This is a genomic window from Mesorhizobium sp. M0243, assembly GCF_040321775.1.
Taxonomy (GTDB): domain Bacteria; phylum Pseudomonadota; class Alphaproteobacteria; order Rhizobiales; family Rhizobiaceae; genus Mesorhizobium.
Genome location: NZ_JAMYSF010000021.1, coordinates 26,077 through 48,470 on the forward strand (window position 1 = coordinate 26,077; position 22,394 = coordinate 48,470).

A 22,394-nucleotide genomic window follows, 5' to 3' on the forward strand; every position below is an offset into this window, starting at 1 on the left:
GAGGACATCCGGCTCAGTTGCCGTTCTATGCCACCTTGGTCTCGCGCTTCGCGGACGCATGGTAGGCGAGATACTTGCGCTGCGTGGAAATATGGTCGGCCACATGCTGGGCGTCGTGCCAGACGCCCCAGATGAAGCTCGACCCCCTGCGCGATTGCCACGGCAGTCCGAGGAAATAGATACCGGGCTCGGTCGACACGCCGCGCTGGTGCCTGGGCTTGCCCTTTTCGTCGAACACATCGACCTTCAGCCAGTTGTAGTCGACGGTGAATCCCGTTGCCCAGATGATCGAACCTATCCCGGCTTCCGCCAGGTTCAGCTCGAGCGTGGGATCGGTCATGCATTGCGGGTCCGGTCCGATCTCGCGGGCCGCGGGCTCCTCGGGAAGGTCGAGGCCGTTGCGGGCGACATAGGCGTCGGCCTCGTCCAGCACCGACATGTAGTTCGCATCACCGCGCGCGATATTTTTAGCCAAATCCGGAGCGAAGGTCATGACCCCTTCCTTGTAGGATTCCGTCCGGCCAACCAGCGTCATCCCTTGCGCGGCAAGACGCCGGAAGTCGACCGTCTGGCCGCCGCGCGCGCCGCTGACCGCGATGGTGACATGTTCCGTGCCGGGCGCCGGCGCCTGGGCGTCCCACTTGCCCAGAACCCCCAGCCACCAGCAGAAGTCACGCTCGCGATAGGCCCGCGGAGGCCGATCATGGGGACCGACAGAGAGATAGACGCGCCTTCCCGCGCGATGGAGTTCGTCGGCGATCTGCACTCCTGAAGATCCTGAGCCGACCACCAGAACCGCCCCTTCGGGCATCTGATCCGGATTGCGATAGGCGCTGGAATGTATCTGCATCGCTCCGGCATCCCCGGGGACAACCGCCGGAATGACCGGATGCTGGAAAGCCCCGGTAGCGGCAACCACGCTCCTGGCCTCGATCACGCCATCCGAGGTTTCGACCCGGAAGCCGGGACGGCCGACGAGTCTTTGTACTTTCCTGACCTCCACGCCGCAGCGGATGGGGGCAGCAATCATGTCGGCGTAAGCGACAAAATAATCCGCGACCTTCTCCTTGCCGACAAAGGCGTCGGGACCGGCATCCGGAAATTCCATGCCGGGAAAACGATCATGCCAGGCGGGACCATTGGCAACCAGCGAGTCCCATCTTTCGGTACGCCAGCGTTCGGCGATGCGGCTCCGCTCGAGCACGAGATGCGGCACCCCGCACTTGCTCAGATGCTCGCTCATGGCCAGCCCCGCCTGGCCGCCGCCAACAACAAGCGTGTCTACCGTTTCGACTGGCATTTCAGCGGCCCTTTCTGGCTCTCCCCGGGAGTGTCTGCGGATGCGGCGGAGATCTGATCGTTGGTTTACTGGAGGCACCGGGCAGCGAAAATTATGATTTCATGTGGCAGTGGTTAGCTTGTCCCTAAATGCCGGGAAGCATGGCCGAAGATGTGGAGCGCGGGGCGTGGATCATCACTGTTGAGTCAAAGAAACGGACGGCTCAGAGATAAAGGCTTCTGGCCGCTTTGGACGAGAGCAACTCCTTTGCCGGTCCCTCCTGGGCGACCTTACCCTTGACCAGCACATAGCCGCGATCGGCGATGCCCAGCCCCATTTCGGCATTCTGTTCGATCAACAGGATGGTCGTGCCTTGGCGATGGATCTCCCTTGTGATCTCGAAATACTCGCCGATGAGTTTTGGCGCGAGACCGAGCGACGGCTCGTCCATGATCACCAGTCTGGGTTCGCCGATCAGGGCGCGCGCCAGCGCCACCATCGCCTGTTCGCCGCCGGACAGCGTGCCGGCGACTTGGCGCAAACGCTCATGGATGCGCGGAAACAGCTTGCACATCTTGTCCAGTTGCACCCCGAAATTGGGTCCCCTGCCCGACACCGCATCATAGCCCAGGCGCAAATTCTCCATCACGGTCAGGCCGGGGAACAGCCGGCGCCCTTCGGGAACGAGCCCGACGCCAAGCGACGCGAGGTTTTCCGTGCCGAGCGTCGCCATGTCCCTGCCCATCACCTCGACCTTGCCACGCTGCGCTCGCACGACGCCGCAGACTGTCATGAAGGTTGTCGTCTTGCCGGCGCCGTTCGGCCCCAGCAGGCAGACCAGTTCGCCGGGGCGCACGCTCATCGCCACGCCGCGCAGCATCGGCACCGCGCCATAGGAAGTATCGACATCCCTGAGTTCAAGCATGGGCGACCGCCTTCCCGAGATAGGCTTCCTGGACGCGCGGGTCGGCGCGCACCGCCGCGAAGTCGCCCTCGGCGATCTTGCTGCCATAGTCGATGCAAGTGACATGCTGCGGGAACGCTTCGACCACCCGCATGTCGTGCTCGATCAGGACCACCGACAGAGCAGGGTTTTGTACGCGCAGCCGCGTGATGTCGGCCACCAGTGCGTCGGTTTCCGTGTCGTCCATGCCGACCGAAGGTTCGTCGAGCAGCAAGAGCTTGGGCTGCGATGCGAGCGCGCGGGCAATTTCCAGCCGCCGCCTGTCGGCTTGGGCCAGCGTGCCCGCTGGCCGGTAGCGTTGTTCGAACAAGTCGCCGGAGCCGAGCTTGAGCAGGGTTTCGGCCTTTTCCACGCAGGCCGCCATCTCGCGGCGCGATGCGCCAGGCCTAAACAGCGCGGTCAGCACGCCGGTCCTGGTGCGGGTGTGCATGCCGATGATCACATTGTCGAGGACGCTGAGGTCGGAGAACAGTCGCGACGACTGGAATGTGCGGGCGATGCCGCGGTCGACAACTTCGTAGGACGGGCGGCCGGTGATCTCGGCGCCGTCGAAGGTCACGCGACCGGAGGTTGGCCGGTAGACGCCGGTCACGACATTGAACAGCGTCGACTTGCCGGCGCCGTTCGGGCCGATGACGGCGAGCACCGCGCCCTTGTCGATCGACAGGCTGACATCGTTGAGCGCGACCAGACCGCCGAAGCGCATCGTCAAATTCTCGACCTTGAGAAGCGCGCTCACGGCTCGCCTCCGTAGCGCCGCATGCGTTGCGGGAACAGACCTTGCGGCCGGATCATCAGGAAGCCGATGATGACGACGCCGAAGAACAGCAGGCGGTAGTCGGCGAACGCGCGCAATTTCTCCGGCAGGATGGTCAGCAGGAACGCACCGACGATGACACCGAAAATATTGTCCATGCCGCCGACGATGACCATGGTCATGATGGTGACGGAGACCAGGAAGGTGAAATTGTCGGGAGAAATGTAGGACACGTAGAAGGCGTAGATCGTGCCGGCAAAAGCGGCGAGAAAGGCATCGACCGCGAAGGCCAGCACCTTGAACCACGCCACGTTGATGCCTTGCGCCTTGGCGGCGATCTCGTCGGCGCGCAGCGCGTTCCAGGCCAACCCGATGCGCGAGCCGTGCAGCCGGTGCGCGGTGACGATGGCGACGACGACCAATGCAGCCGACAGATAATAGAAGTTCGCCTGGCTCGGCAGCTTCCAGCCGAAGATCACCAGCGGATCGGCAAAGGAATGGCCGAACAGGCTGGGCGCCGGAATGCCGACCAGTCCGTTCGGTCCGCCGGTCCAACTGAAATTGTTTAGCAATTGCTGGACCACGACACCGAAGGCGATGGTGACAAGCGCCAGATAAGTGTCGCGCGTGCGCATCGACGGGATGCCGATGATGAAACCGAACAAGGTCGCGGCCAGCGCCGCGACCGGCAGCGTCAGCCAGAAGCTGACGCCGAAATTGATCGCCAGCAGCGCCGACACGTAGGCGCCGATGCCGTAGGAAGCGCCGGTGGCGAAGTTCGGGATGTTGGCGCTGCCGAGCTGGAAATTGAGCGCCAGCGCCAGCACGGCATAGAGCTCGGCGACGATCAGCAGATGAAGGATATAGGTGTTCGAACCGACGAAGAACGGAAAGGCCAGGACGATGACCGCCGCAGTGATCATCGCCACGAGCGGAACCCGGGCAAAGCTCGCCAACGCATAGTCGGCGATCCACGGCAGCCTCTCCAGCAGATAGAAACCGAGGCCGAGCAAGGCCAGCAGGCCGACCACCTGCCAGCCGCCGTCGACTCTGAGGATGAGGTACAGGAACGCTGCCCCGATGATTTGCGAGGCGATGGCGAAGACCGTGGCCGCGGCTATGCCCGGCACGTCGGGTGAAGCACGACCCTGCATGCTAGACTTTCTCCATGACGGTGCGCCCAAGCAGGCCGGCGGGGCGGAAGATGAGCACGGCGATGACCAGCAGGAAGACGAAGACCAGCCGGTAGGAAGCGCCGTCCGGCACGAATGTCTGCGCCAGCACTTCGATGCCGGCAATGATCAGTCCGCCCAATATGGCGCCCGGCATCGAGCCGAGGCCGCCGATCACCGCGGCGGAAAAGCCGAGCAGGCCGGCCATGACGCCGAAGTCGAACCGTGTCACGCCGGCATAGCTTGCGAACAGAAGTCCGGCGATGGCGCCGATAGCCGAGGCAATGAAGAATGTCGCACGGAAGACGCGTGCATCGCGGATGCCCATCATGCGCGCTACGACCCGGTCCTCCGAGGCCGCCCGGATGCGCAGTCCGAGCGGGGTCATGCGCAGGAAGACAAACAGCATGGCAACCAGCGCGACGGTCAGCACCACCACCAGCAGCGCGAACCAACTGATGGCAACGCCGGAGATTTCGAAAGCCATGCCCGACACCAGGCGCGGGAAGGCATGCGGGTTCGATCCCTGCGGATAGAGATGGCGGATCAGCTCGCGGATGACGATGCCGAGCGCCACCGTCGCCACCAGCGCCATCATGGCGGGCGCATCGCGGAAGCGCCTGATGACCACCTTGTCGAGCAGGACGCCGATCAAACCGACGGCGAGCACGGCGACCGGAACCGCAAGCACCAGCCAGGCGGGCCCCGAGGCGCCAAGAGCGGTCGCCAGCGCCTGGGCAAGCGCCAGCGTGATGAACGGCGCCGTCATCGCGACATCGCCATGCGAGAAATGAATGACGTTCAAGACACCGAAGATCAGGCTGAATCCGATCGCCAGCAAGGCATAGATGCAGCCAAGGGTTATCCAGTTCACCAGTTGCTGGACAAGCAGTTCCGCCATGCGGTCCGTCTCTCGATTGAAGCCGACAGGTATCAACCGCCATCCCGGGCGGACAGAACGAATCTCCGAACTCACGAGTCACAATTTCCGAATTTCGTCACTGAATACGCGCCCGTACACTGATGATCAGCCGACGATCACGATCGGCCGGGTCGCTACGACGGCGGCAGATAATTCTGTTTGAGGTGGAACCATGCAAAACAGGCGCAGTGCGCTTATCCGCGTATCGTCAATTCTGGCCGGCTCTCTGTTTGCCATCGCCCTGGGCGCCGCCCAGGCGCAGGCCGACCAGATCAAGCTCGGCTTCATCGGGCCGCTCTCCGGCGGCAACGCCCAGCAGGGCCTCGGCGCCCGCAACGGCTTCCTGCTCGCCATCGAGCAGGCCAATGCCAGCGGCTATCCACATCAGGTGGAAGGCGTCGTGCTCGATGACGCCTCCGATCCGGCCGTCGGCGTTTCGGCGGCGCAGAAGCTGGTCAACGATCCCGCGGTGGTCGCGGCAACGGGGCATTGGAACAGCTCGGTCGCGCTGGCGACGATCCCGGTCTTCAACCGCTCGCAGATGCCGTTCATCGTCTGGGGCGCGGTCAGCCCGAAGATCACCGAACAGAACTTCCCGAACGTGACCCGCGTGACGCCGACGCTGGTCAACGAGAACAAGCCGCTGGCCGAAGCCATCGCCAAGCAAGGCAAGATCAAGAAGATCGCCATCATCTCCGACACGACCGACTACGGTGCGGCCAACACTAAATGGTTCGGCGATTTCTTCAAGGCGGCCGGCGGCGAGGTCGTTTCTTCGGATGCCGCGGCTGTCGGCTCGACCGATTTCCGCGCTATGCTGACTACCGCGAAGGCAGCGTCGCCCGACGCGGTCTATTTCGGCGGCGTCGTCACCGAAGCAGCGCTGGTGCGCAGCCAGATGGCCGATCTCGGCATGGGCAATCTGCCGATGTACGGAATTTCAGGCATCTACGACCCGAAATTCATCGAGATCGCGGGAGCTGCCGCCGAGGGCACTATCGCCGGAACTCCGGCCGTCCAGTCGAACCCCAAGCTCGAGGAATTCAACAAGGCCTATGAAACCAAGGCTTATCCCGATCCTGCCGGCTCCTATGCGAAATATGCCTACGAGGCGACGCAGATCCTGCTTCAGGTCATCAAGGAAAAAGGCCTCGACGACAAGGAGGCGCTGAGCAAGGCTATTCGTGATATCCACCACGACGGCATTCTGGGAGACGTCTCGTTCGATGCCAACGGACAGACCAACATGGCCATCGACATCGACATGTTCGTCGTCCGCAGCGGCAAATGGGAGAAGATGTAACTATCTGATCGACGCCGCGCCCGTTCTCAGTGGCGCGGCGTCGATCACCTTCATCGCCGAGCTCGCAAAAAGTCCTGACCGGAGCGCCTGACCATGAATGACGAGGCCGGCCACGGCGCATCTCGAAAGGCCGTCGAGATCAAGGGCGTCTCCAAGGTGTTTGGCACCTATCAGGCGCTGAAGCCTGTTTCCTTCGACATCTACGACAACGAGTTCTTCACGCTGCTCGGCCCGAGCGGCTGCGGCAAGACCACCCTGCTGCGCATGATGGCCGGTTTCGAGCAGCCGACGGCGGGGCAGATTTTCCTGCACGGCTCGGACATACAGGGACTCCCCCCGCATAAGCGGCGGGTCAACACCGTCTTCCAGAGCTACGCCCTGTTTCCGCATATGAGCGTCGAACAGAACATCGGCTTCGGGCTCGAAAACCTCGGCTGGTCAAAGGACCGCCGCGATACGCGCGTCGCCGATATGCTTCGTCTCGTCCATATGGAGGCCTTTGCCGGGCGCAAGCCGCAGCAATTGTCGGGCGGCCAGCGCCAGCGCGTCGCGCTCGCCCGCGCCCTGGCGCCGGAACCGGAAGTGCTGCTGCTCGATGAGCCGCTCTCGGCACTCGACCTGAAGCTGCGCCAGGCCATGCGCGACGAACTGCGCATCCTGCAGCGCAAGACCGGCATCACCTTCGTCTTCGTCACCCACGACCAGGAAGAAGCGCTCGACATGTCGGATCGCATCTGCGTTCTCGGCGATGGCGAGATCCAGCAGCTTGGCACACCCGCGGCGATCTACGAGGAGCCGTCGAACCGCTTCGTCGCCGATTTCATCGGCGAGACCAACTTCCTCGATGCTGACGTGATTGCCGTGGACGGCGAGCAGGCAACCGTGAAAACGCAGCTCGGCATGACCTTGACGGCCTCTCACAAGAAAGCGGTCGCCGGGCAGAAGGCCTTCATCTCGATACGTCCGGAGAAAATCAGCCTGCCCGCCCAGGACAACCCGATCGCTATCGACGGCACGATCATGAGCACCAACTATCTCGGCGGCTACACATACTATCTGATTGAAGCGGGCGGCACCAAGCTGCGCATCTCCAAGCGCAACAGCGTCAGCCGCGGCCAGATGTTCGAAATCGGGCAATCGGTAAAAGTTGGCTTTGCCGCCGAATCCGTGCGGATCCTCGGCGCATGAAGGCACCCACAAAAACTCCTGACTGGAATGTCCTCGGCCTGCTGCCGGCCCATCTCATCATGCTGCTGACGCTGATCATCCCGATCGGTATCATCATCGTGGTGTCGTTCTCGACGCGCGGACCTTACGGCGGGTTCGAATATGTGTTCACCACCGCGCCCTACAAGCAGCTGCTGTTCAACGAAGGCTGGACCGGCGAGCTGGAGTTCAATCCGCAATATCTCATCGTCGTTGCCAGGACGCTGGTCCTGTCGGCCGTGACAACATCGATCTGCCTGCTTCTGAGCTTCCCGGTCGCCTATTTCATCGCGCTGCAGCGGCCGGCGATCAAAGTGCTGCTGATCTATCTCGTCACGCTGCCATTCTGGGTTTCAATGATCGTGCGCGTCTATTCCTGGATCATCATCCTTGGCAAGGATGGTGTCGTCGAAAAGACCCTTCGCGGTCTCGGCCTCGTCGACAACATGGACTCGCTGCTGTTCGGCAACACCGCCATGCTGCTCGGTCTCGTCTACAGCTACATTCCGCTGATGATCCTGCCGATCTTCGCCTCGATCGAAAAGCTCGACCCTGCGCTCTTCGAGGCGTCGCATGATCTCTATGGCAACCGCCTCACCACATTGCGCCGCGTTATCCTACCCCTCACCCGGCCCGGCATGATCGCCGGCGCGATCCTGGTGTTCGTTCCAAGCCTCGGCGCGGTCCTGGAGCCGACCCTGCTCGGCGGCGGCAAGACCATGATGATGGGCAATCTCATCCAGCTGCAGTTCGGTGGCGCCCGCAACTGGCCGCTCGGCGCCGCCATCGCCATCGTGCTGATGGCCGCGGTCATGGTCTTCCTGATTTTCCAGGGTCTGCGCTCGATGCGCACCGAAGGCCTGGAGCGTGCGGCATGAACGCGGACGATGATGTCAGGCGCTATCCGGGCTTCGGTCTCTTCAGCGCGATCTTCTTCGCCTATCTCTATTTGCCCATCGCCGTCGTGGTGTTCTACTCTTTCAATGCGAACCGGATCGTCTCCAATTGGGGCGGCTTCTCATTGCACTGGTACGCCACCGCTTTGTCCAACGCGAACCTGATGACGGCGGTGAAGACCTCCCTGCTCGTTGCCGCGGTCGCTACAGTCGCCTCGACGCTTGTCGCGTTGATGGCGGCATTGGTACTGGTGCGCGGCCGCGATGTCCGGTTCCGCCGGATCTCCGAAGCGGTGGTGAACCTGCCGCTGCTCCTGCCCGAAATCGTCGTTGCTGTCGCCGTCCTGATCCTCTTCTCCGAGATCGGGCTCGCCAACGGAATGGTGAAGCTGATGATCGCCCACACCACTTTCTGCATCCCGTTCGCCTTCCTGCCGATACGCGCGCGCCTACAAGGGATGGACCTCGATCTGGAGGAAGCGGCCCGCGATCTCTATGCCACCGGCTGGGTCGCCTTTCGTCGCGTCACGCTGCCGCTCATCCTGCCCGGTGTGTTCGCCGGCGCCATGCTCGCCTTCGTCATCTCGATGGATGATTTCATCACCAGCAACCTGTTGAATTCCGGCGGCGCCACCACGCTGCCGGTCTACATTTTCTCGCTGATCAAGCAGGGCGTGTCGCCGCAGCTCAACGCAATCTCGACCTTGATCATGATTGTTTCGGTGGTGCTGGCGACCGTGGCCTTCCTGCTTCAGCGACGGCAGTAGCAGCGGCGTAGTTTTTCCTAATCAAGGCATCGGGCAAATCGAATTTATCGAACCCGACGGTTTGTTATCGTCGCCCCTGGGAGAACAACAAACAGGGGAATGACATGACGACCAAAATTGCAGCGCTCGCCATGGCCGGTGCCATGAGCCTCGCCTTTAGCGTGCCCGCTCTCGCCGAGGGCAGCCTGGCCATCTACGCATGGGCGGATTCCATCTCGCCCGAGATGGTCACGAAATTCGAGAAGGAAACCGGCATAAAGGTCACGGTCGACGCCTTCTCATCCAACGAGGACCTGCTGACCAAGCTGCAGGCCGGCTCGTCGGGCTACGACATCGTCACGCCTTCGCAGCACTTCGTGAAGATCATGATCGATAGCGGGCTGCTCGAGGATTTCGGCGCCAGCTCGATGGCTGCCTACAGCCAAGTCCTGCCGGATTGGCAGAAACCGTGGTGGGATGCGACAGGCAATCATTCGATCCCGCTCGCCTTCGGCAATGCCGGCTACACCGTCAACCGCGACCTCTACAAAGGCCCGGTCGACAGCTGGAAGACCTATTTCGAGCCACCGGCGGAGCTGCGCGGCAAGATCGCCAGCCTGGCGCAGCCCGACGAAGTCATTCCGGCAGCGGAAAACTATCTCGGCATCAAATATTGCAGCGAAGACCCGCAGGAGATGAAGCGCGTGCTCGACCTCTTGCTGGCGCAGAAGCCATTCGTGGCGGCCTATTCCAGCGACAACATCGAAAACCGCATCGGCAGCGGCGAGGTTGCCGCCCATTTCTGGTGGGACGGCAACACCATGAGGCTTCGCCGCAACGACAAGGCCAATGTCGAATACGCGATGCCGAAAGAAGGTCTGGTCGGCTGGCTGGATTCCTATGTCGTGCCGAAGGGCGCGGCCAATATCGAGAACGCCAAGAAGTTCATCGATTTCATGACCCAGATCGACAACGCGACGGCGCAGTACAATTATTACGGCCACTCTTCGCCGGTGAAGATCGACGAGAGCAAGGCGCTCTACAACAAGGAGAACGCTCCGGAGCTGTTCCCGACCGTTCCCGTCAAGATGGGCCAGGCCTGCTCGCCGGCGGCGCAGGAACTCGTCACCAAGGTCTGGACGCAGCTTCTGCAGTGAGCCGCTCAGCCGGGGCGCGCGCCGCCCCGGCATCTCCATTCTCAAAGGGGCTGGCCATGCAGACCGAAAATCTTGACTACGACTACATCGTCATCGGCGCAGGCTCGGCCGGTTGCGTCCTTGCCAATCGCCTGAGCGCCAACCCGTCCCACAAAGTGTGCCTGATCGAAGCCGGCGGCAGCGACAGCGGCCTGCGGGTCAAGGTGCCTGCCGGCATCCTCTCGCTCTACGGCAATCCGAACTATGACTACTGCTATGTCGGCGTGCCTCAGCCCAACCTCAAGGGCCGTAGGATTCCGGTCAATCGCGGCAAGGCATTGGGCGGCTCCAGTTCGATCAACTCGATGGTCTACATCAGGGGCGCCGCGCAGGACTATGACGAGTGGTCGCGACTCGGCTGCGCAGGCTGGGCATTCAGCGACGTGCTTCCCGTCTTCAAGAAGCTCGAGCGCAACCTGCTTGGCCAAGACCCGCACTACCACGGTACAGGCGGGGAACTGCTGGTCGACAAGCCGCGCGATCCGAATGTGCTGTCGTCGATGTTCGTCAAGGCCGGCAACAATGCCGGTCTTCCGGCCAACAGCGACTTCAATGCCGAAAGCCAGTTCGGCCTCGGCATCTACAATGTCACCCAGGATCGCGGCCAGCGCTTCAGCAGTTTCACCGCCTTCATGCGCCCGGTGCTCGATCGCAAGAATCTCACAATCCTCAGCGAATGCGAAGTGATCGACCTCGATATAGCCCAGGGGCGCGCGACAGGGGTACGGGTGCGGCACAAGGGCGAGCAGAAGACGCTGTCGGCCCGCCGCGAAATCGTGCTTTCGGCCGGGGCCATCAATTCACCGAAGATCCTGCTGGCGTCCGGCATCGGCGCAGCCGCCGAGTTGCAGGCGATCGGCATAAAGCCGGTTGTCGATCTGCCGGGCGTGGGCAAGAACCTTCAGGACCATATCGACGGCATGATCACGGTCCGCTCCTCGAGCACGAAGACGCTCGGCCTGTCGCTGCCCAACTTGCCCCGCGTGCTGGCTGCGCCCTTTCAGTATTTTGCCGGCCGCAAGGGCATGCTGACCACGAACTATGTCGAGGCCGGCGGCTTTGCCAGGACGAAGTATGCGGATGGCATTCCCGACATTCAGTTCCACTTCGTGCCCGGCTATCGCAGCCATCGCGGCAGGCTGGTGGAATACGGCCATGGCTACGCAATCCACACCTGCGTGCTCAGGCCCAAAAGCGTCGGCGAACTCAAACTGTCAGGCCAGGCATCGAACCGGGATGTGCTGATCGATCATCGCTTCTTCTCGAACGACGAGGACGCCAGGGTGTTGGTCGAAGGCATCAAGATCGCGCGTCAAATCTTTGCCGCATCCGAGTTCGACCCGATCAGGGGGACGGAGATGCTGCCGGGCAAGGGTGTTCGCAGCGATGACGAGATCCTCGCCTATTTGCGTGCCGAAGCGCTCACCGTCTATCATCCGGTGGGGACGTGCAAGATGGGGACCGACGCGATGGCCGTCGTCGACCCGGCAACGCTCAAGGTGCGCGGCATCGGTGGCTTGCGGGTCGCGGATGCGTCCGTGATGCCGAAGCTGATCGGCGGCAACACCAATGCCCCCAGCATGATGATCGGGCAGCGGGCAGCGGAGATGATCCTGGGCCGGGGATAATTTCTGTAGCGCAACTTCAGGAAAGGCATGCAGCGGCCTTCCGTCAGTAGCTGCGCCAAAACAATGAGTTGGAACGGTTCAGTGAATCAAACATTGAACCGCTACCTTTTGCAGCTGGGCTGCGGCGGGCACGCGCCATCGAATTCAAGCGGCTTGATCGTCCCGCTCATCCGCCTCGCCGTTGATCTCGCGCAGCAGCCTTTCGATGTCGGCCTTCGCGAACCGCTGGCGAAATCGACGGTCGAAGGTCGTGAAGATGCCGACGAAGGAGTTGGCGCAGTGCTCCAGCATCGTGTCCGCCTCCTGCGCGGAGATGCCGAGTTGCCCTTGCAGAAAGACGATGAACTTTCGCCGTGCGTCTGGGTTCTGAAGCACGACCTTGGCAAGGCCGCCGAGATCGCGGTTGGCATCAATGCAACGGGACGCAAACAAATTGCGCTGCGTGCGCCACACAACGCAAGTTTGAATTAAACCCAGCAGCCGATGAACGGCATCGGTCTGGACATCTCGTTCTATTTGCTCGGCGGTGGAGTGACATGTCATGCTTGTGGTGACATCTCATGCTGGCGGTGCCTTCGGTGGGTCCGCAATTCTGGTGAGGCCTGCTTGCACGTCCTGCATTGTTCCCTAGGGTCTGGCGACTGACGATGGAGGTCCCCGACGAGAAAGTCGATTGCATCGTCATCGGCGCCGGCGTCGTCGGCCTGGCGATTGCGCGGCAGCTGGCGCTCGATGGACGCGAAGTTCTTGTCGTGGAGGCCGAGGACAGCCCCGGGCTGGGCACGTCGAGCCGCAACAGCGAGGTCATCCATGCCGGCATCTACTATCCGAAGGGCAGCCTGAAAGCGCAGCTATGCGTCGAAGGAAAGAACGCGCTTTACCGCTATTGCGAAGCGCGCGGGATTCCGCACAAACGCATCGGCAAGCTGATCGTCGCCGCCAGCGACGCGGAATTGCCGATTCTGGAGGGGATCCGGACCAAGGCTGCGGACAATGGTGTTGCGGACCTGGAGATGCTCAGCCGCTCGGATGTGGAACGCCTTGAGCCTGAACTGGACGTTGCCGGCGCGCTTTTGTCCCCAAGCACGGGGATCGTCGACAGCCGCGCGCTGATGCTGGGGCTACAGGGCGATGCCGAGAATGCCGGTGCCACCTTTGCGTTTCGCGCGCCGGTTCTCGGCGGGAGCGTCGACGAAACGGGCTGCGAGCTCCAGTTTGGCGGCGATATGGAAGGCTATAGGATCGCCGCAAATCTGGTCATCAATGCGGCCGGATTGTCAGCCCATCTCGTTGCCCGAAGCCTCGCGGGCGGGCATGGCGGCAAAATCCCAGATGTCACCTACGTCAAAGGCAATTATTTTGCGCTTGGACGCCGCCCGTCCTTCAACCATCTTGTTTATCCGGTTCCGGAACCAGGCGGCCTCGGAGTTCACCTGACGCTGGATATGGGCGGATCGGTTCGTTTCGGGCCGGACGTCGAGCCCGTCGATGAGGTCGGCTACGCGGTCGACCCAACTCGGGCCACGCCATTTTACGCGGCCATCCGACGCTATTGGCCGGGGCTGAGGGACGGGGAACTGGAGCCGAGCTATTGCGGGCTGCGGCCTAAAACGAACGGGTTGCAGTTCGGCGATTTCGACATTCTGGCAGATTCGTCCGGACGGCTGATCAGTCTTTTCGGAATCGAGTCACCTGGCCTGACAAGTGCGCTCGCCCTGTCGGATAGGGTTGTCCAACTAGTCAGAACGACGAACTCGTCTTGCCTTAGCCTTTGACCGCTCCAGCGGTCATGGATCCTGATATCTGCCGATACATCACAAGACCCAGCAAGGCCGGCGGCAAGGCGCCCAGCATCATGACCGCGGAAGCGGTTCCCCATTTTACGCCGCCGCCGCTTGCGGCGAAAAAAAACGATGCGCCGACCGTCATCGGGACGGCACGGCTGGTTGTCAGCATGAGGCCGAAGAGGAACTCGTTCCAGGCAGTGATGAAGCCGAAAATGAAGGTTGTGACGAGCGCCGGTCGGATGACGGGCCGGACGATCATCATCATCACCTGCAAGGAACTTGCGCCATCGACTTTCGCCGCCTCGTCGAGACCGGTACATCTGAAATCGCGTTCACCAGGATGACGAGCGCAAGCGGCGCGTTGACGATGGTCAGGATGAGCCCGAGCCCGATCCGCGTATCGAGCAGGCCCAGCCACTGGTACATCATGTAAAGCGGGATCGCGAAGATGATCAGCGGCACGGCGCGAAGGTTGATGACGATCGGCAGGACCAAGCGCTTTCCCGCCTCGCTACGCGCGATCGCATAGGCAGCCGGGAACGCGAGCGCGATCGCAAGGCCGGTTCCAATCAGCGCCGCCACGGTGCTGTTCAGCAGATAGGCATAGATGTTGAAGCGGCTGGTCTGCGTCAGGACCTCCAGATAGTTGTCGAGCGTCGGCTGGCTGATCCACAAACCGGGGTTCGTCGAAAGCTCGCGCTGGCTTTTGAGCGATGTGATCAGCGTCACGATAATGGGGAAATTCATCGCCAGCACGGCGATGGCAAAAACGATCCAGCGTAGTGCCCTGACCATCGTCAAAGCTTCCTGCGGCCGGCAAGCCGGTTAAGGCCGTGGAGAACGATGAACGAAGCCAGGAACAGCACAACCGAGGCGGCGACCGCCTTGCCGATAGCCCCTTCCTTGAAGAAAGCCTGATAGATGTAGATCGACAAGGACGTCGTTGAACCGCCAGCGCCACTGCCGGTCAGTGCGTAGACATTGTCGAACACCCTGAAACCGTCGATGAAACGGATGAAAAACGCGATGACCAGCGTCGGCTTCATCAACGGCAGGTCGATCCAGCGGACGATCTCAAACTGTGATGCGCCATCGAGCGAGGAGGCTTCGCGCACGTCGAGCGGTATGGCCGAATAGGCCATGTAGAAGAGCAGGAAGGCGAAAGGCGTCCATTGCAGCGTCTCCACGACGACAAGGGTGCGGAAGGCATTGTCGATGTCGAGGAAGGCCGGGCTGTCGCCGAACCATTCGAAGAGATAGTAGGGGACGGGGCCCGCGAATTCATGCAGCACCAGCCGGTACATGAGACCGACCATGGCCGGCGCGACCATCAGCGGCAGCATCAACGGCGCCATCAGGACTGGACGCTTGCTCAGAAGCGGCGCCAGGAAGATGGCAAGGAAAAGGCCGATCAGACATTCCGCCGATGCGGTAAGAATACCGAAGCGCAGAGAGAACCAGGCCGAGCTCCAGAATTCGCGGTCGTTCAACACCGCGACATAGTTACCGAAACCGCTCAACACCGGACTGCGCAACGTCTCGAATGTGACGGTCGAAACGGAATAGATCAGATTGACGATCGCCGGAAAGCCGAGAAACAGAAGCAGGAAGCCGACCAGCGGCGTCAGATACTTCCTGCCTTCGGCACGTGTCACAAGGGCCATGTCGATCCGCCAAACGCGCCGGATACCGGGCCTCGGCCCGGCGTCCGGCCAATAATTTATTTCTTCAGAAGGTCCTGCATGCCCGCCTTGGTGTGGGCGAGCGCATCCTCGAGGCTCTGCTGGCCGGACCAGTAGCCGGTGAACTCCTTTGCCTGCAGCTCATAAACCGGGAGCGCACTCGCGGACGTCGCTCCGGTCATGACATAGCCGTACTTGCTGGCGAATTCGCCGAGCTTGACGAGGTCGGGACGTTCCTTCGCAACCTTGCCGACGACATCGGGAGACAATGCCGGCGAACCGCCGCTGCGCGCATAGAGCAAGGCCGCATCCTCGGTGGCGAGCCACTTCAGGAACTTGACGGCGCCTTCCTTGTTCTTGGCGTTCTTGTTGAGGCCCAAACCAAGGCCGTGGATATGATCGGCGCGTCCGTCGGGACCTGCCGGCGGCGCGATGATCCCGGTCACCTCGGCGACGGCCGGGGATTTTTCGGTGCTGGTCAGATCCGCCGCCGCGGCGTTCCACTGGAGCGCTGTCGCGGCCTGGCCGGATGCGAAGGCCGCGTTGGTTTCCGCATATTCGTAGCTCAGCGAATCCTTGGGCGACGACCCGGCATCATAGAGCTTCTTGTAGAGCTCGAGGCCTGTCCTGTAGGCATCGGAATCCACCGTGACATTGCCGTCCTTGTCCATCCAGTCGCCGCCGTAGGCGCGCGGCAGCGACTGGAAGACCATCATGTTGAACAGCAGGTTCTTCATCTGCAGGACCGTGCCGTAGCGCACCGGGCTGTCGGGGTTCACCCGCTTGGTGAAATAGAGGGCGGTGGCCCCCCAGTCGTCCCAGGTCCAGCTGTCCGGGTCTTTCGGCTGCAGCGGCTTGCCGAGATACTTCTGGGCGATTTCACCATAGGTCTTCCTGGCGGCGTCATCCCTGATCAAGGCGTCGATGAGATCCTTGCGGTAGTACATGAAGTGCAACGAAAGGTCTGTCGGCACGCCGTATTGCTTGCCGTCGAACTGCATCGTCTTGAGAACGGATTCGCCGAAAACCTTGGCCGCGTCCGCGCCAAGATCGATCGGCTCCATATAGGGCGCGTAGCGACCGAGCGAGTAGGTGGCGACGAGGTTCACGTCGAAGGCACTGGATCCGGCCGCCATGTCGGCCTGCAGCTTGTCGTAAAAGCCTTCGCGGTTGAAGAACAGCAACTCCACCTTGTCGGCATCACTGGCCTGCGTGTTGTAGGTTTCCACGGTTGCCCGCAGTGCGGTTTCCTCGGAGCCGCCAGGCCAGCCGAGCACGGTCACGGTTGCGTTGGCAGAGGTCGGCAAAGCCGTCCCCGCAAGGAGGGTGGCCATAAGCGCAAAAGACGTCCTGCTCAATTTCATGATCGTTCCCTTCTTTTTTGATGATTTTTGCATGACATGATCGGGCGCGCCGTTACCTTGCCCATTCGGCAAGATCGGCAACACCGATGACGCCGGCGTGGCCTCCGAGCTTCGCCGCTACGAGATCGGGGGAAAGGCGCGGCGGGACCTCGCTCAGATGTGCGCGCACCCGGTCGAGATAGCCTTCTGCAAGACCGATGCTGCCGCCGATGACGATCAATTTGGGATCGAACATCATCTGAATGTCCCGGCACAGCGTCGCGACCCGCGAGGCGCTCTGCGAGACGATGGCGCCGGCCCAGGCCTCGCCCTTCAGCGCACGCCTGAACACATCGACGGCATCGGCCTTGAAGCCGGCCTTGAGGGCTTGCGAAGCGATCCAGCGGCCGGAGGTGCCGTCCTCGAGCGGAGCCCGGTCTTCAGACAGACTACGGATCAGACCGAAGTGACCGGCAAGACCGGACAGCAATCGGCCGTTGCAAACGATGCCGCCGCCAATTCCGGTCGAGATGGTTAGAAAGACGATGTCGCGACCTTGCCCGGCGCCGAATTTGTATTCGCCCCAGGCAGCTGCCTGGGCATCGTTGACCGCACAGACCGGCTTGCCGAAAACAGAGGACGCCCTTTCGACCAGCGGGTAGCCGTCGGGAATGCCGAGGGTTGCCGGATTCAACGCCGACCAGCGTCCATCCTCTACCAATCCGGTCACCGCAATGCCGATACGACTGAAGCGGCTCGACCAGGCCGACGTGCTTTGCGCCAAGGATGCAAGCCAGGCGTCGGGTCCAGCCTCTCGCGCGGTCGGCACGATCATGTCCTCGATCACCTTGCCGCCGCTGACCAGCGCGGCCATGGTCTTGGTTCCCCCGATGTCGATGCCCAGAACGGTTGGGCCCAGGACACTTGTGCCAAGGGCGGTTTGCGCGCCCCTCGCCACATAGGCGTCGGAAAGCGCCTGATGGAACCATGAGGTGACGTGCTCGGTACGGGTGATCGCCGAGCCGACAACCACGGCACAGGCGCCGGCGCGCGCGGCGGCAGCCGCCTGCTCAGGCGACCGGATACGCCCTTCAGCAATGACGTAGGGGGTCAGGGTTCGCATTTGAGCAATGAGGGCGATGTCCGGATCCTCCGGCTCCGGCCCACCGACATAGCCGGAAAGCGTCGTGCCGACGAAATCGACACCCGCGGCAAGGGCCCGGCGCGCATCGTCAAGGCAAGAGCAATCGGCCATGGTCAGCTTGTTCCTGGCCTTGACGGCTTTCACAAGCGCTTCGACAGGAACGGGACGGACACGGTCCGTCGCATCGAAAGCGATGATATCGGCGCCCGCCTCTGCCAAGGCCTCGATATCGGCCAGATAGGGTGTGATGCGCACCGGGCTGTCGGTGAGATCCCGCTTGACGATACCGATGATCGGCACGCGGACGGCCAGGCGTGCGGCCGCGACATAGAACACGGATTCGATGCGCAGGGCCTTGGCTCCGGCTTCAACAGCGGCCCTGGCAAAGCCTGTCACGAATTGCGCACTATCCATCGGGCCGCCGGGAACCGGCTGGCAGGACACGATGAGACTGTTGGTGATGTCTTCCCGCTGCACGTCGGCACTCCCTGTCGCCATCACGATAAATGGAAAATACCAGATTACAACCAGTTCATAACTGGTATTATCTTTGCAGCTCGAAGACGAAATCGTAGACGTCGCCCTTGTATCGTGTCTCGCAGTATTCCACGATTTGTCCGTCGGCGAGAAAGCAGCGGCGCTCGGTCATCAGCAGCGGTGCGCCCGGCTCGCAATGAAGATGTTTCGCATCCTCCAGCGACGCGCCGCGCGAGCGCATGCGCTGGACTGCCCTCTGAGGCAGGAAGCCGCGTGCATCAAGCGCTTCATAAAGGGAATCCTGAACCATCTCGGGCGAAGGAAGGAAGCGAACCGGCACGGCCGAGACCTCGACGGCGATCGGCGCGCCATCGGCCGTCCTCACACGACGCATGCGAACTACATTGGTATTGCCTGCAATACCCAAGGCCATCATTTCGGCTGGGGATGGGCGGCTTATCTGCTTGGAAAGCCATAGACATCCAGGCTTCAGGCCGCGCGCCAGAATGTCCTCCGAAAAGCTCGTCAGCGTCGAAAGCGATTTCTCGACCCGCGACCCGATCTCGGTTTTGGAACCGTGCCGGCGATTGAGCTGCCCTTCCTCTTCGAGCAGCGCCAGGGCCTTTCTCACAGTGACTCGCGAGATCGACAGGGCTTCCGCCAGAACCCGCTCGCCTGGCAGAACCGCGCCGGCCTTCAATGCATTGGAGCGGATCGCTGCCTCGATCGCCGATTTCAACCGCCTGTAAAGCGGCACATCGGACGCTGTCGCTTCCATTTCCCGACTGACAAGCCCGATCAGGTTCACGGTTGTCATTGCCTTTCCTCCGCGCGAGAAGCACCCTGGATCGGAACATTCCTGACTGGACCTATACTGGTATTACCAATCCGGTGCAAACGGCCAGCGGACGGTGCTTCGTCCGCGCCCCCGGCCCACCACGATCCCTCAGCGAACCCGCGGTGACAACTTCATGGAGATGCGATCGCAGGCCGCGCGCAGGACCTCCAGAGTAAAGGCATGGCGGCTTTCACGCGTATGGCGATTGATATAGGCGACGATAATGGAGGCGACGGCGCTGCCGTCCGGTCCGATGACCGGACAGCAGATATCGGTGATGCCGACGAAGTCGCGGCTTTCGCGCATCCAGTAGCCGTCCGCGCGGATGATCCGAAGCTGCTTTTCCAGCGCGTCACGATCCAGCGGCGCCGGGGAGTGCGCCTCACTTTCATCGATCATCCGCGCCGCGACCTTTGACGGCTGGAAGGCAAGTATCACATGGCCGGAGGTCGCGTCGGTGGCCAGGCGGCCGTATCCAAGACGTAGCGTGAACGCCATGTCCTCGCCCCCGGGAACGGCCGCGGTTACGACGGTCAAGCCGTGATTGAAGACGACCAGGTGCGGCGACTGATTTGAGTCCCCCGCAATCCGCGTCAGTTCGGGCATGGCGGCGGACATGAGATCCTGAGCGCTCGGCGTGTGCAGCCCCAGCTTGAAAAGCTTGTCGGTCAACGAATAGGCGTCGGTCTCGGCGTTGCGCTCGATGTATTGACGTTCCTGCAGCGCGATCAGCATTCGGAATATCTCATTCTTCGAACGGCCGAGGCCTTCCGCGATCTCCTTCATCGTCAAGGGTGCCCGCGCTTCCGCCAGCAGTTCCAGAACATCCAGGCCCTTGCTCAGCGCCGGGGCCGAATAGGTCGGTTTGCCACTCTCTTTTGCGTCATCTGACATTCGAAGAATCCCCGGTGGTCCGCGCACGATAGAGATAAGAAATCGGAATTGCCATTGGTTTTATATCCAAACTTGACACCATATATAAAACTGACATGATGGCCGGACAATGAATTCGAGGCCGACCCGATGACCGTACCGAGACCTGCAAACACTGTGCGCGCAACCATCGCTCCCCGGAACAACAGTGTTTACACGTCGGTCGATTTCGATCGCGAGGGCAAGCAGATCGGCTTCTTCCATGTGCCCCAATCGCCGCACGACGATGCCTGGGGCACGGTCCGCGTTCCGCTCGCCGTCATCAAGAACGGAGACGGTCCGACGGTCCTGATCGAGGGCGGCAACCACGGCGATGAATATGAGGGGCCGATCGCGCTCGGCGAGCTTCTGCGCGAGATCGATTCACGGGATATTGCCGGTCGCATCATTGCGATTCCGGCCATCAACATTCGGGCTGTCGAGGCCGGCACCCGCACCTCCCCGGTCGACGGGTTGAATTTCAACCGCAGTTTCCCGGGCGATTTCAACGGCACGCTGACAAGCCAGATCGCGGCCTATGTGCATGACATCCTGTTTCCGAAGGCCGACTACTTCCTGGATCTCCATTCCGGCGGTTCGTCCCTGATGATCTTGCCGAGCGCGATCATTGAGCCATCCCCGACCGCGCAAGGGCATCGCAAGAACATCAGGGCGACGCTCGCCTTCGGGGCGCCGACCGTTGTCATGGTCGACAATCTCGGTGAAACCCGGACTTCGACCGCGTCCGCCAACCACCAGGGGCTGATCGTTATCGGCAGTGAGATGGCCGGCGGCGGCCTTGTCAGTCCGGATGCGCTGGCCATCTGCCGCAGGGGCATCCGCAATGTGCTGAAACATGCAGGCGTCCTGAAAGGCGCGCCTGACATCGCCCCTGGCGCCAACGCGCGCGTGCTCAAGGTGCCCGGAAGCGAAGGCTATCTGCTTTCCGAGGAGGACGGTGTCTTCGAGCCCTTGAGCCCGCTCGGCAGTGCCGTCAGCAAAGGCGACCTTGCCGGACGCATTCACTTCCTCCACACGCCGTCACGCGCGCCCATCGATCTCCTTCACCCCGTCGACGGCATCGTTTTCGCCAAGCGTCAGCCCGGCCGCGTGCGTCCGGGGAATTGCTGCTTCGTGCTTGCCAACGAATATCCGGAGGCACTGACCGATGAGCCATGAGGACATCATTGCGGCTGCCCGGCGCATTGCCCCCTTCATACGGCGCACCCCGGTCGTCAAGCTCGACCATGCCATGGGCGCAAACCTTCAAAATGATGTCTATCTGAAACTGGAATGCCTCCAGGTAAGCGGCTCCTTCAAGATTCGGGGCGCCACGAACCGGGTTAAAACGCTCGAGCCAAGCCGGATCGAAAACGGACTGATCGCCGCATCCGGTGGCAATCACGGCCTGGCCACCGCCTATGTGGCTGCCCAGGCCGGCGTTCCCGCCACCATTTACCTGCCGAACAATGCAAGCCCGCTGAAGGCGGAAAAGCTGCGCAAATGGGGCGCTGACGTTCGCTTCGCAGGCAATGTCTGGGATGAAGCGCATGAGGCGGCATCGGCCGAGGCAAAGGCGCGCGGCGCCTTCTACATGCATCCATTCGCCGATGCGCAGATCGTGTCCGGTCAGGGAACCGTGGCGCTGGAGATGGTCGAACAGATTCCCGATGCCGACATCTATATCGTCGCGATCGGCGGTGGCGGCCTTATCAGTGGCATGTCCGAAGTCCTGAAGCACGTCAAACCTGAAGCCAGGATCATCGGTGTCGAGCCGACCGGTTCACCGACCCTTCACGCCTCCCTGGCTGCCGGCCGTGTCGTTCGCTTGCCCGAGATAACGACGAAGGTGGCGACCATGGCCTGCGGCCGCACGGATGAAAGCATCTACGCGATCGTCGCCAAGCACGTCGACGATATCGTCCTTGTCGAGGATGCGGACATGCAGAAGGCCGCTGAATTGCTCTGGTTCGAATTCGGCATCGCCGCCGACCTCAGCGGCGCGGCATCGCTGGCCGCGTTGACGAGCGGAGCTTTCAAGCCACCGCGCGGCGCCCGCATCGCCGGACTTGTCTGCGGCGCCGGTGTCGAGGGCCTGAATGGCTGAGGTCGAGCAAGGCCGGTCCACGCAGGGCGCGGCCC

General features: G+C 62.0%; 20 protein-coding genes and 1 pseudogene. 9 read left to right on the forward strand and 12 right to left on the reverse strand.

Translation table 11 applies throughout. The features are described 5' to 3' along the window. Positions 1 to 25: 25 nt before the first annotated feature. From NKJ11_RS23860 to NKJ11_RS23880, 5 genes are all read right to left on the reverse strand, one after another. A complete protein-coding gene (locus tag NKJ11_RS23860; protein WP_352794383.1) occupies positions 26 to 1,300 on the reverse strand; it encodes a flavin-containing monooxygenase in 1,275 nt (424 codons plus the stop codon). Between the two features lie 202 nt (positions 1,301 to 1,502). Further along, positions 1,503 to 2,204 (reverse strand): ABC transporter ATP-binding protein, encoded by a 702-nt coding sequence (locus tag NKJ11_RS23865; RefSeq protein ID WP_352794384.1) that lies wholly within the window; start codon positions 2,202 to 2,204, stop codon positions 1,503 to 1,505. Beyond that, positions 2,197 to 2,982 carry an ABC transporter ATP-binding protein gene (locus NKJ11_RS23870; protein WP_236382713.1) on the reverse strand — a complete coding sequence of 262 codons (786 nt, stop codon included), beginning with the start codon at positions 2,980 to 2,982 and terminating at the stop codon, positions 2,197 to 2,199. The genes NKJ11_RS23865 and NKJ11_RS23870 overlap by 8 nt, the downstream gene beginning before the upstream one ends. After that, positions 2,979 to 4,154 carry a branched-chain amino acid ABC transporter permease gene (locus tag NKJ11_RS23875; protein ID WP_023809430.1) on the reverse strand — a complete coding sequence of 392 codons (1,176 nt, stop codon included), beginning with the start codon at positions 4,152 to 4,154 and terminating at the stop codon, positions 2,979 to 2,981. Before NKJ11_RS23875 ends, NKJ11_RS23870 begins: the two co-directional genes overlap by 4 nt. 1 nt (position 4,155) lies before the next feature. Beyond that, on the reverse strand, positions 4,156 to 5,073 hold the full coding sequence (locus tag NKJ11_RS23880; protein WP_023809431.1) for a branched-chain amino acid ABC transporter permease: 918 nt from the start codon (positions 5,071 to 5,073) through the stop codon (positions 4,156 to 4,158). A 193-nt stretch (positions 5,074 to 5,266) separates the two neighbouring features. Between NKJ11_RS23880 and NKJ11_RS23885 the strand changes: the two genes are divergently transcribed. The 6 genes from NKJ11_RS23885 to NKJ11_RS23910 all read left to right on the forward strand — a co-directional run bounded on the left by NKJ11_RS23885 (position 5,267) and on the right by NKJ11_RS23910 (position 12,069). Next, positions 5,267 to 6,397, forward strand: coding sequence for a branched-chain amino acid ABC transporter substrate-binding protein (locus NKJ11_RS23885; protein WP_352794385.1), 1,131 nt, complete (start codon positions 5,267 to 5,269; stop codon positions 6,395 to 6,397). 93 nt (positions 6,398 to 6,490) lie between these two features. Continuing rightward, positions 6,491 to 7,585 (forward strand): ABC transporter ATP-binding protein, encoded by a 1,095-nt coding sequence (locus NKJ11_RS23890; protein ID WP_352794386.1) that lies wholly within the window; start codon positions 6,491 to 6,493, stop codon positions 7,583 to 7,585. Further along, positions 7,582 to 8,481 (forward strand): ABC transporter permease, encoded by a 900-nt coding sequence (locus NKJ11_RS23895; RefSeq protein ID WP_352773635.1) that lies wholly within the window; start codon positions 7,582 to 7,584, stop codon positions 8,479 to 8,481. Before NKJ11_RS23890 ends, NKJ11_RS23895 begins: the two co-directional genes overlap by 4 nt. After that, the gene (locus NKJ11_RS23900; RefSeq protein ID WP_128303911.1) at positions 8,478 to 9,266 is read left to right on the forward strand and encodes an ABC transporter permease; all 789 of its coding nucleotides are present in this window, start codon (positions 8,478 to 8,480) and stop codon (positions 9,264 to 9,266) included. Before NKJ11_RS23895 ends, NKJ11_RS23900 begins: the two co-directional genes overlap by 4 nt. 104 nt (positions 9,267 to 9,370) lie before the next feature. Continuing rightward, a complete protein-coding gene (locus NKJ11_RS23905; protein ID WP_023809436.1) occupies positions 9,371 to 10,402 on the forward strand; it encodes an extracellular solute-binding protein in 1,032 nt (343 codons plus the stop codon). Between the two features lie 56 nt (positions 10,403 to 10,458). Further along, positions 10,459 to 12,069: a GMC family oxidoreductase gene (locus NKJ11_RS23910; RefSeq protein ID WP_352794388.1), complete on the forward strand. Its 1,611-nt coding sequence runs from the start codon at positions 10,459 to 10,461 to the stop codon at positions 12,067 to 12,069. A gap of 144 nt (positions 12,070 to 12,213) precedes the next feature. On the opposite strand, the gene NKJ11_RS23915 is transcribed toward NKJ11_RS23910, so the two are convergent. Continuing rightward, positions 12,214 to 12,612, reverse strand: a complete 399-nt coding sequence (locus NKJ11_RS23915) for a hypothetical protein (RefSeq protein WP_352794389.1) — start codon at positions 12,610 to 12,612, stop codon at positions 12,214 to 12,216. 104 nt (positions 12,613 to 12,716) lie between these two features. Here NKJ11_RS23915 and NKJ11_RS23920 point away from each other — a divergent pair, with 104 nt between their 5' ends. Next, the gene (locus NKJ11_RS23920; RefSeq protein ID WP_128303908.1) at positions 12,717 to 13,844 is read left to right on the forward strand and encodes an NAD(P)/FAD-dependent oxidoreductase; all 1,128 of its coding nucleotides are present in this window, start codon (positions 12,717 to 12,719) and stop codon (positions 13,842 to 13,844) included. Here the strand turns inward: NKJ11_RS23920 and NKJ11_RS23925 are convergent. From NKJ11_RS23925 to NKJ11_RS23950, 6 genes and pseudogenes are all read right to left on the reverse strand, one after another. Next, positions 13,834 to 14,651, reverse strand: a pseudogene (locus tag NKJ11_RS23925) (carbohydrate ABC transporter permease). The gene NKJ11_RS23920 and the pseudogene NKJ11_RS23925 overlap by 11 nt on opposite strands. Before the next feature lie 2 nt (positions 14,652 to 14,653). Then, on the reverse strand, positions 14,654 to 15,520 hold the full coding sequence (locus tag NKJ11_RS23930; RefSeq protein ID WP_352721143.1) for a carbohydrate ABC transporter permease: 867 nt from the start codon (positions 15,518 to 15,520) through the stop codon (positions 14,654 to 14,656). 56 nt (positions 15,521 to 15,576) lie between these two features. Beyond that, positions 15,577 to 16,872, reverse strand: coding sequence for an extracellular solute-binding protein (locus tag NKJ11_RS23935; protein ID WP_352794391.1), 1,296 nt, complete (start codon positions 16,870 to 16,872; stop codon positions 15,577 to 15,579). Positions 16,873 to 16,954: 82 nt separating this feature from the next. Then, the gene (locus tag NKJ11_RS23940; protein WP_031212571.1) at positions 16,955 to 18,523 is read right to left on the reverse strand and encodes a putative N-acetylmannosamine-6-phosphate 2-epimerase; all 1,569 of its coding nucleotides are present in this window, start codon (positions 18,521 to 18,523) and stop codon (positions 16,955 to 16,957) included. 46 nt (positions 18,524 to 18,569) lie between these two features. Next, on the reverse strand, positions 18,570 to 19,319 hold the full coding sequence (locus NKJ11_RS23945; protein ID WP_023809444.1) for a GntR family transcriptional regulator: 750 nt from the start codon (positions 19,317 to 19,319) through the stop codon (positions 18,570 to 18,572). A 129-nt stretch (positions 19,320 to 19,448) separates the two neighbouring features. Further along, on the reverse strand, positions 19,449 to 20,234 hold the full coding sequence (locus NKJ11_RS23950; protein WP_023809445.1) for an IclR family transcriptional regulator: 786 nt from the start codon (positions 20,232 to 20,234) through the stop codon (positions 19,449 to 19,451). Between the two features lie 129 nt (positions 20,235 to 20,363). On the opposite strand from NKJ11_RS23950, the gene NKJ11_RS23955 reads away from it, so the two are divergent. Together NKJ11_RS23955 and NKJ11_RS23960 are read left to right on the forward strand one after the other, a co-directional pair. Beyond that, entirely contained in the window at positions 20,364 to 21,431 is a 1,068-nt protein-coding gene (locus NKJ11_RS23955; RefSeq protein WP_352794392.1) for a succinylglutamate desuccinylase/aspartoacylase family protein, read from the forward strand. Then, a complete protein-coding gene (locus NKJ11_RS23960) occupies positions 21,421 to 22,359 on the forward strand; it encodes a threonine ammonia-lyase (protein ID WP_352794394.1) in 939 nt (312 codons plus the stop codon). Before NKJ11_RS23955 ends, NKJ11_RS23960 begins: the two co-directional genes overlap by 11 nt. Positions 22,360 to 22,394: the final 35 nt, after the last annotated feature.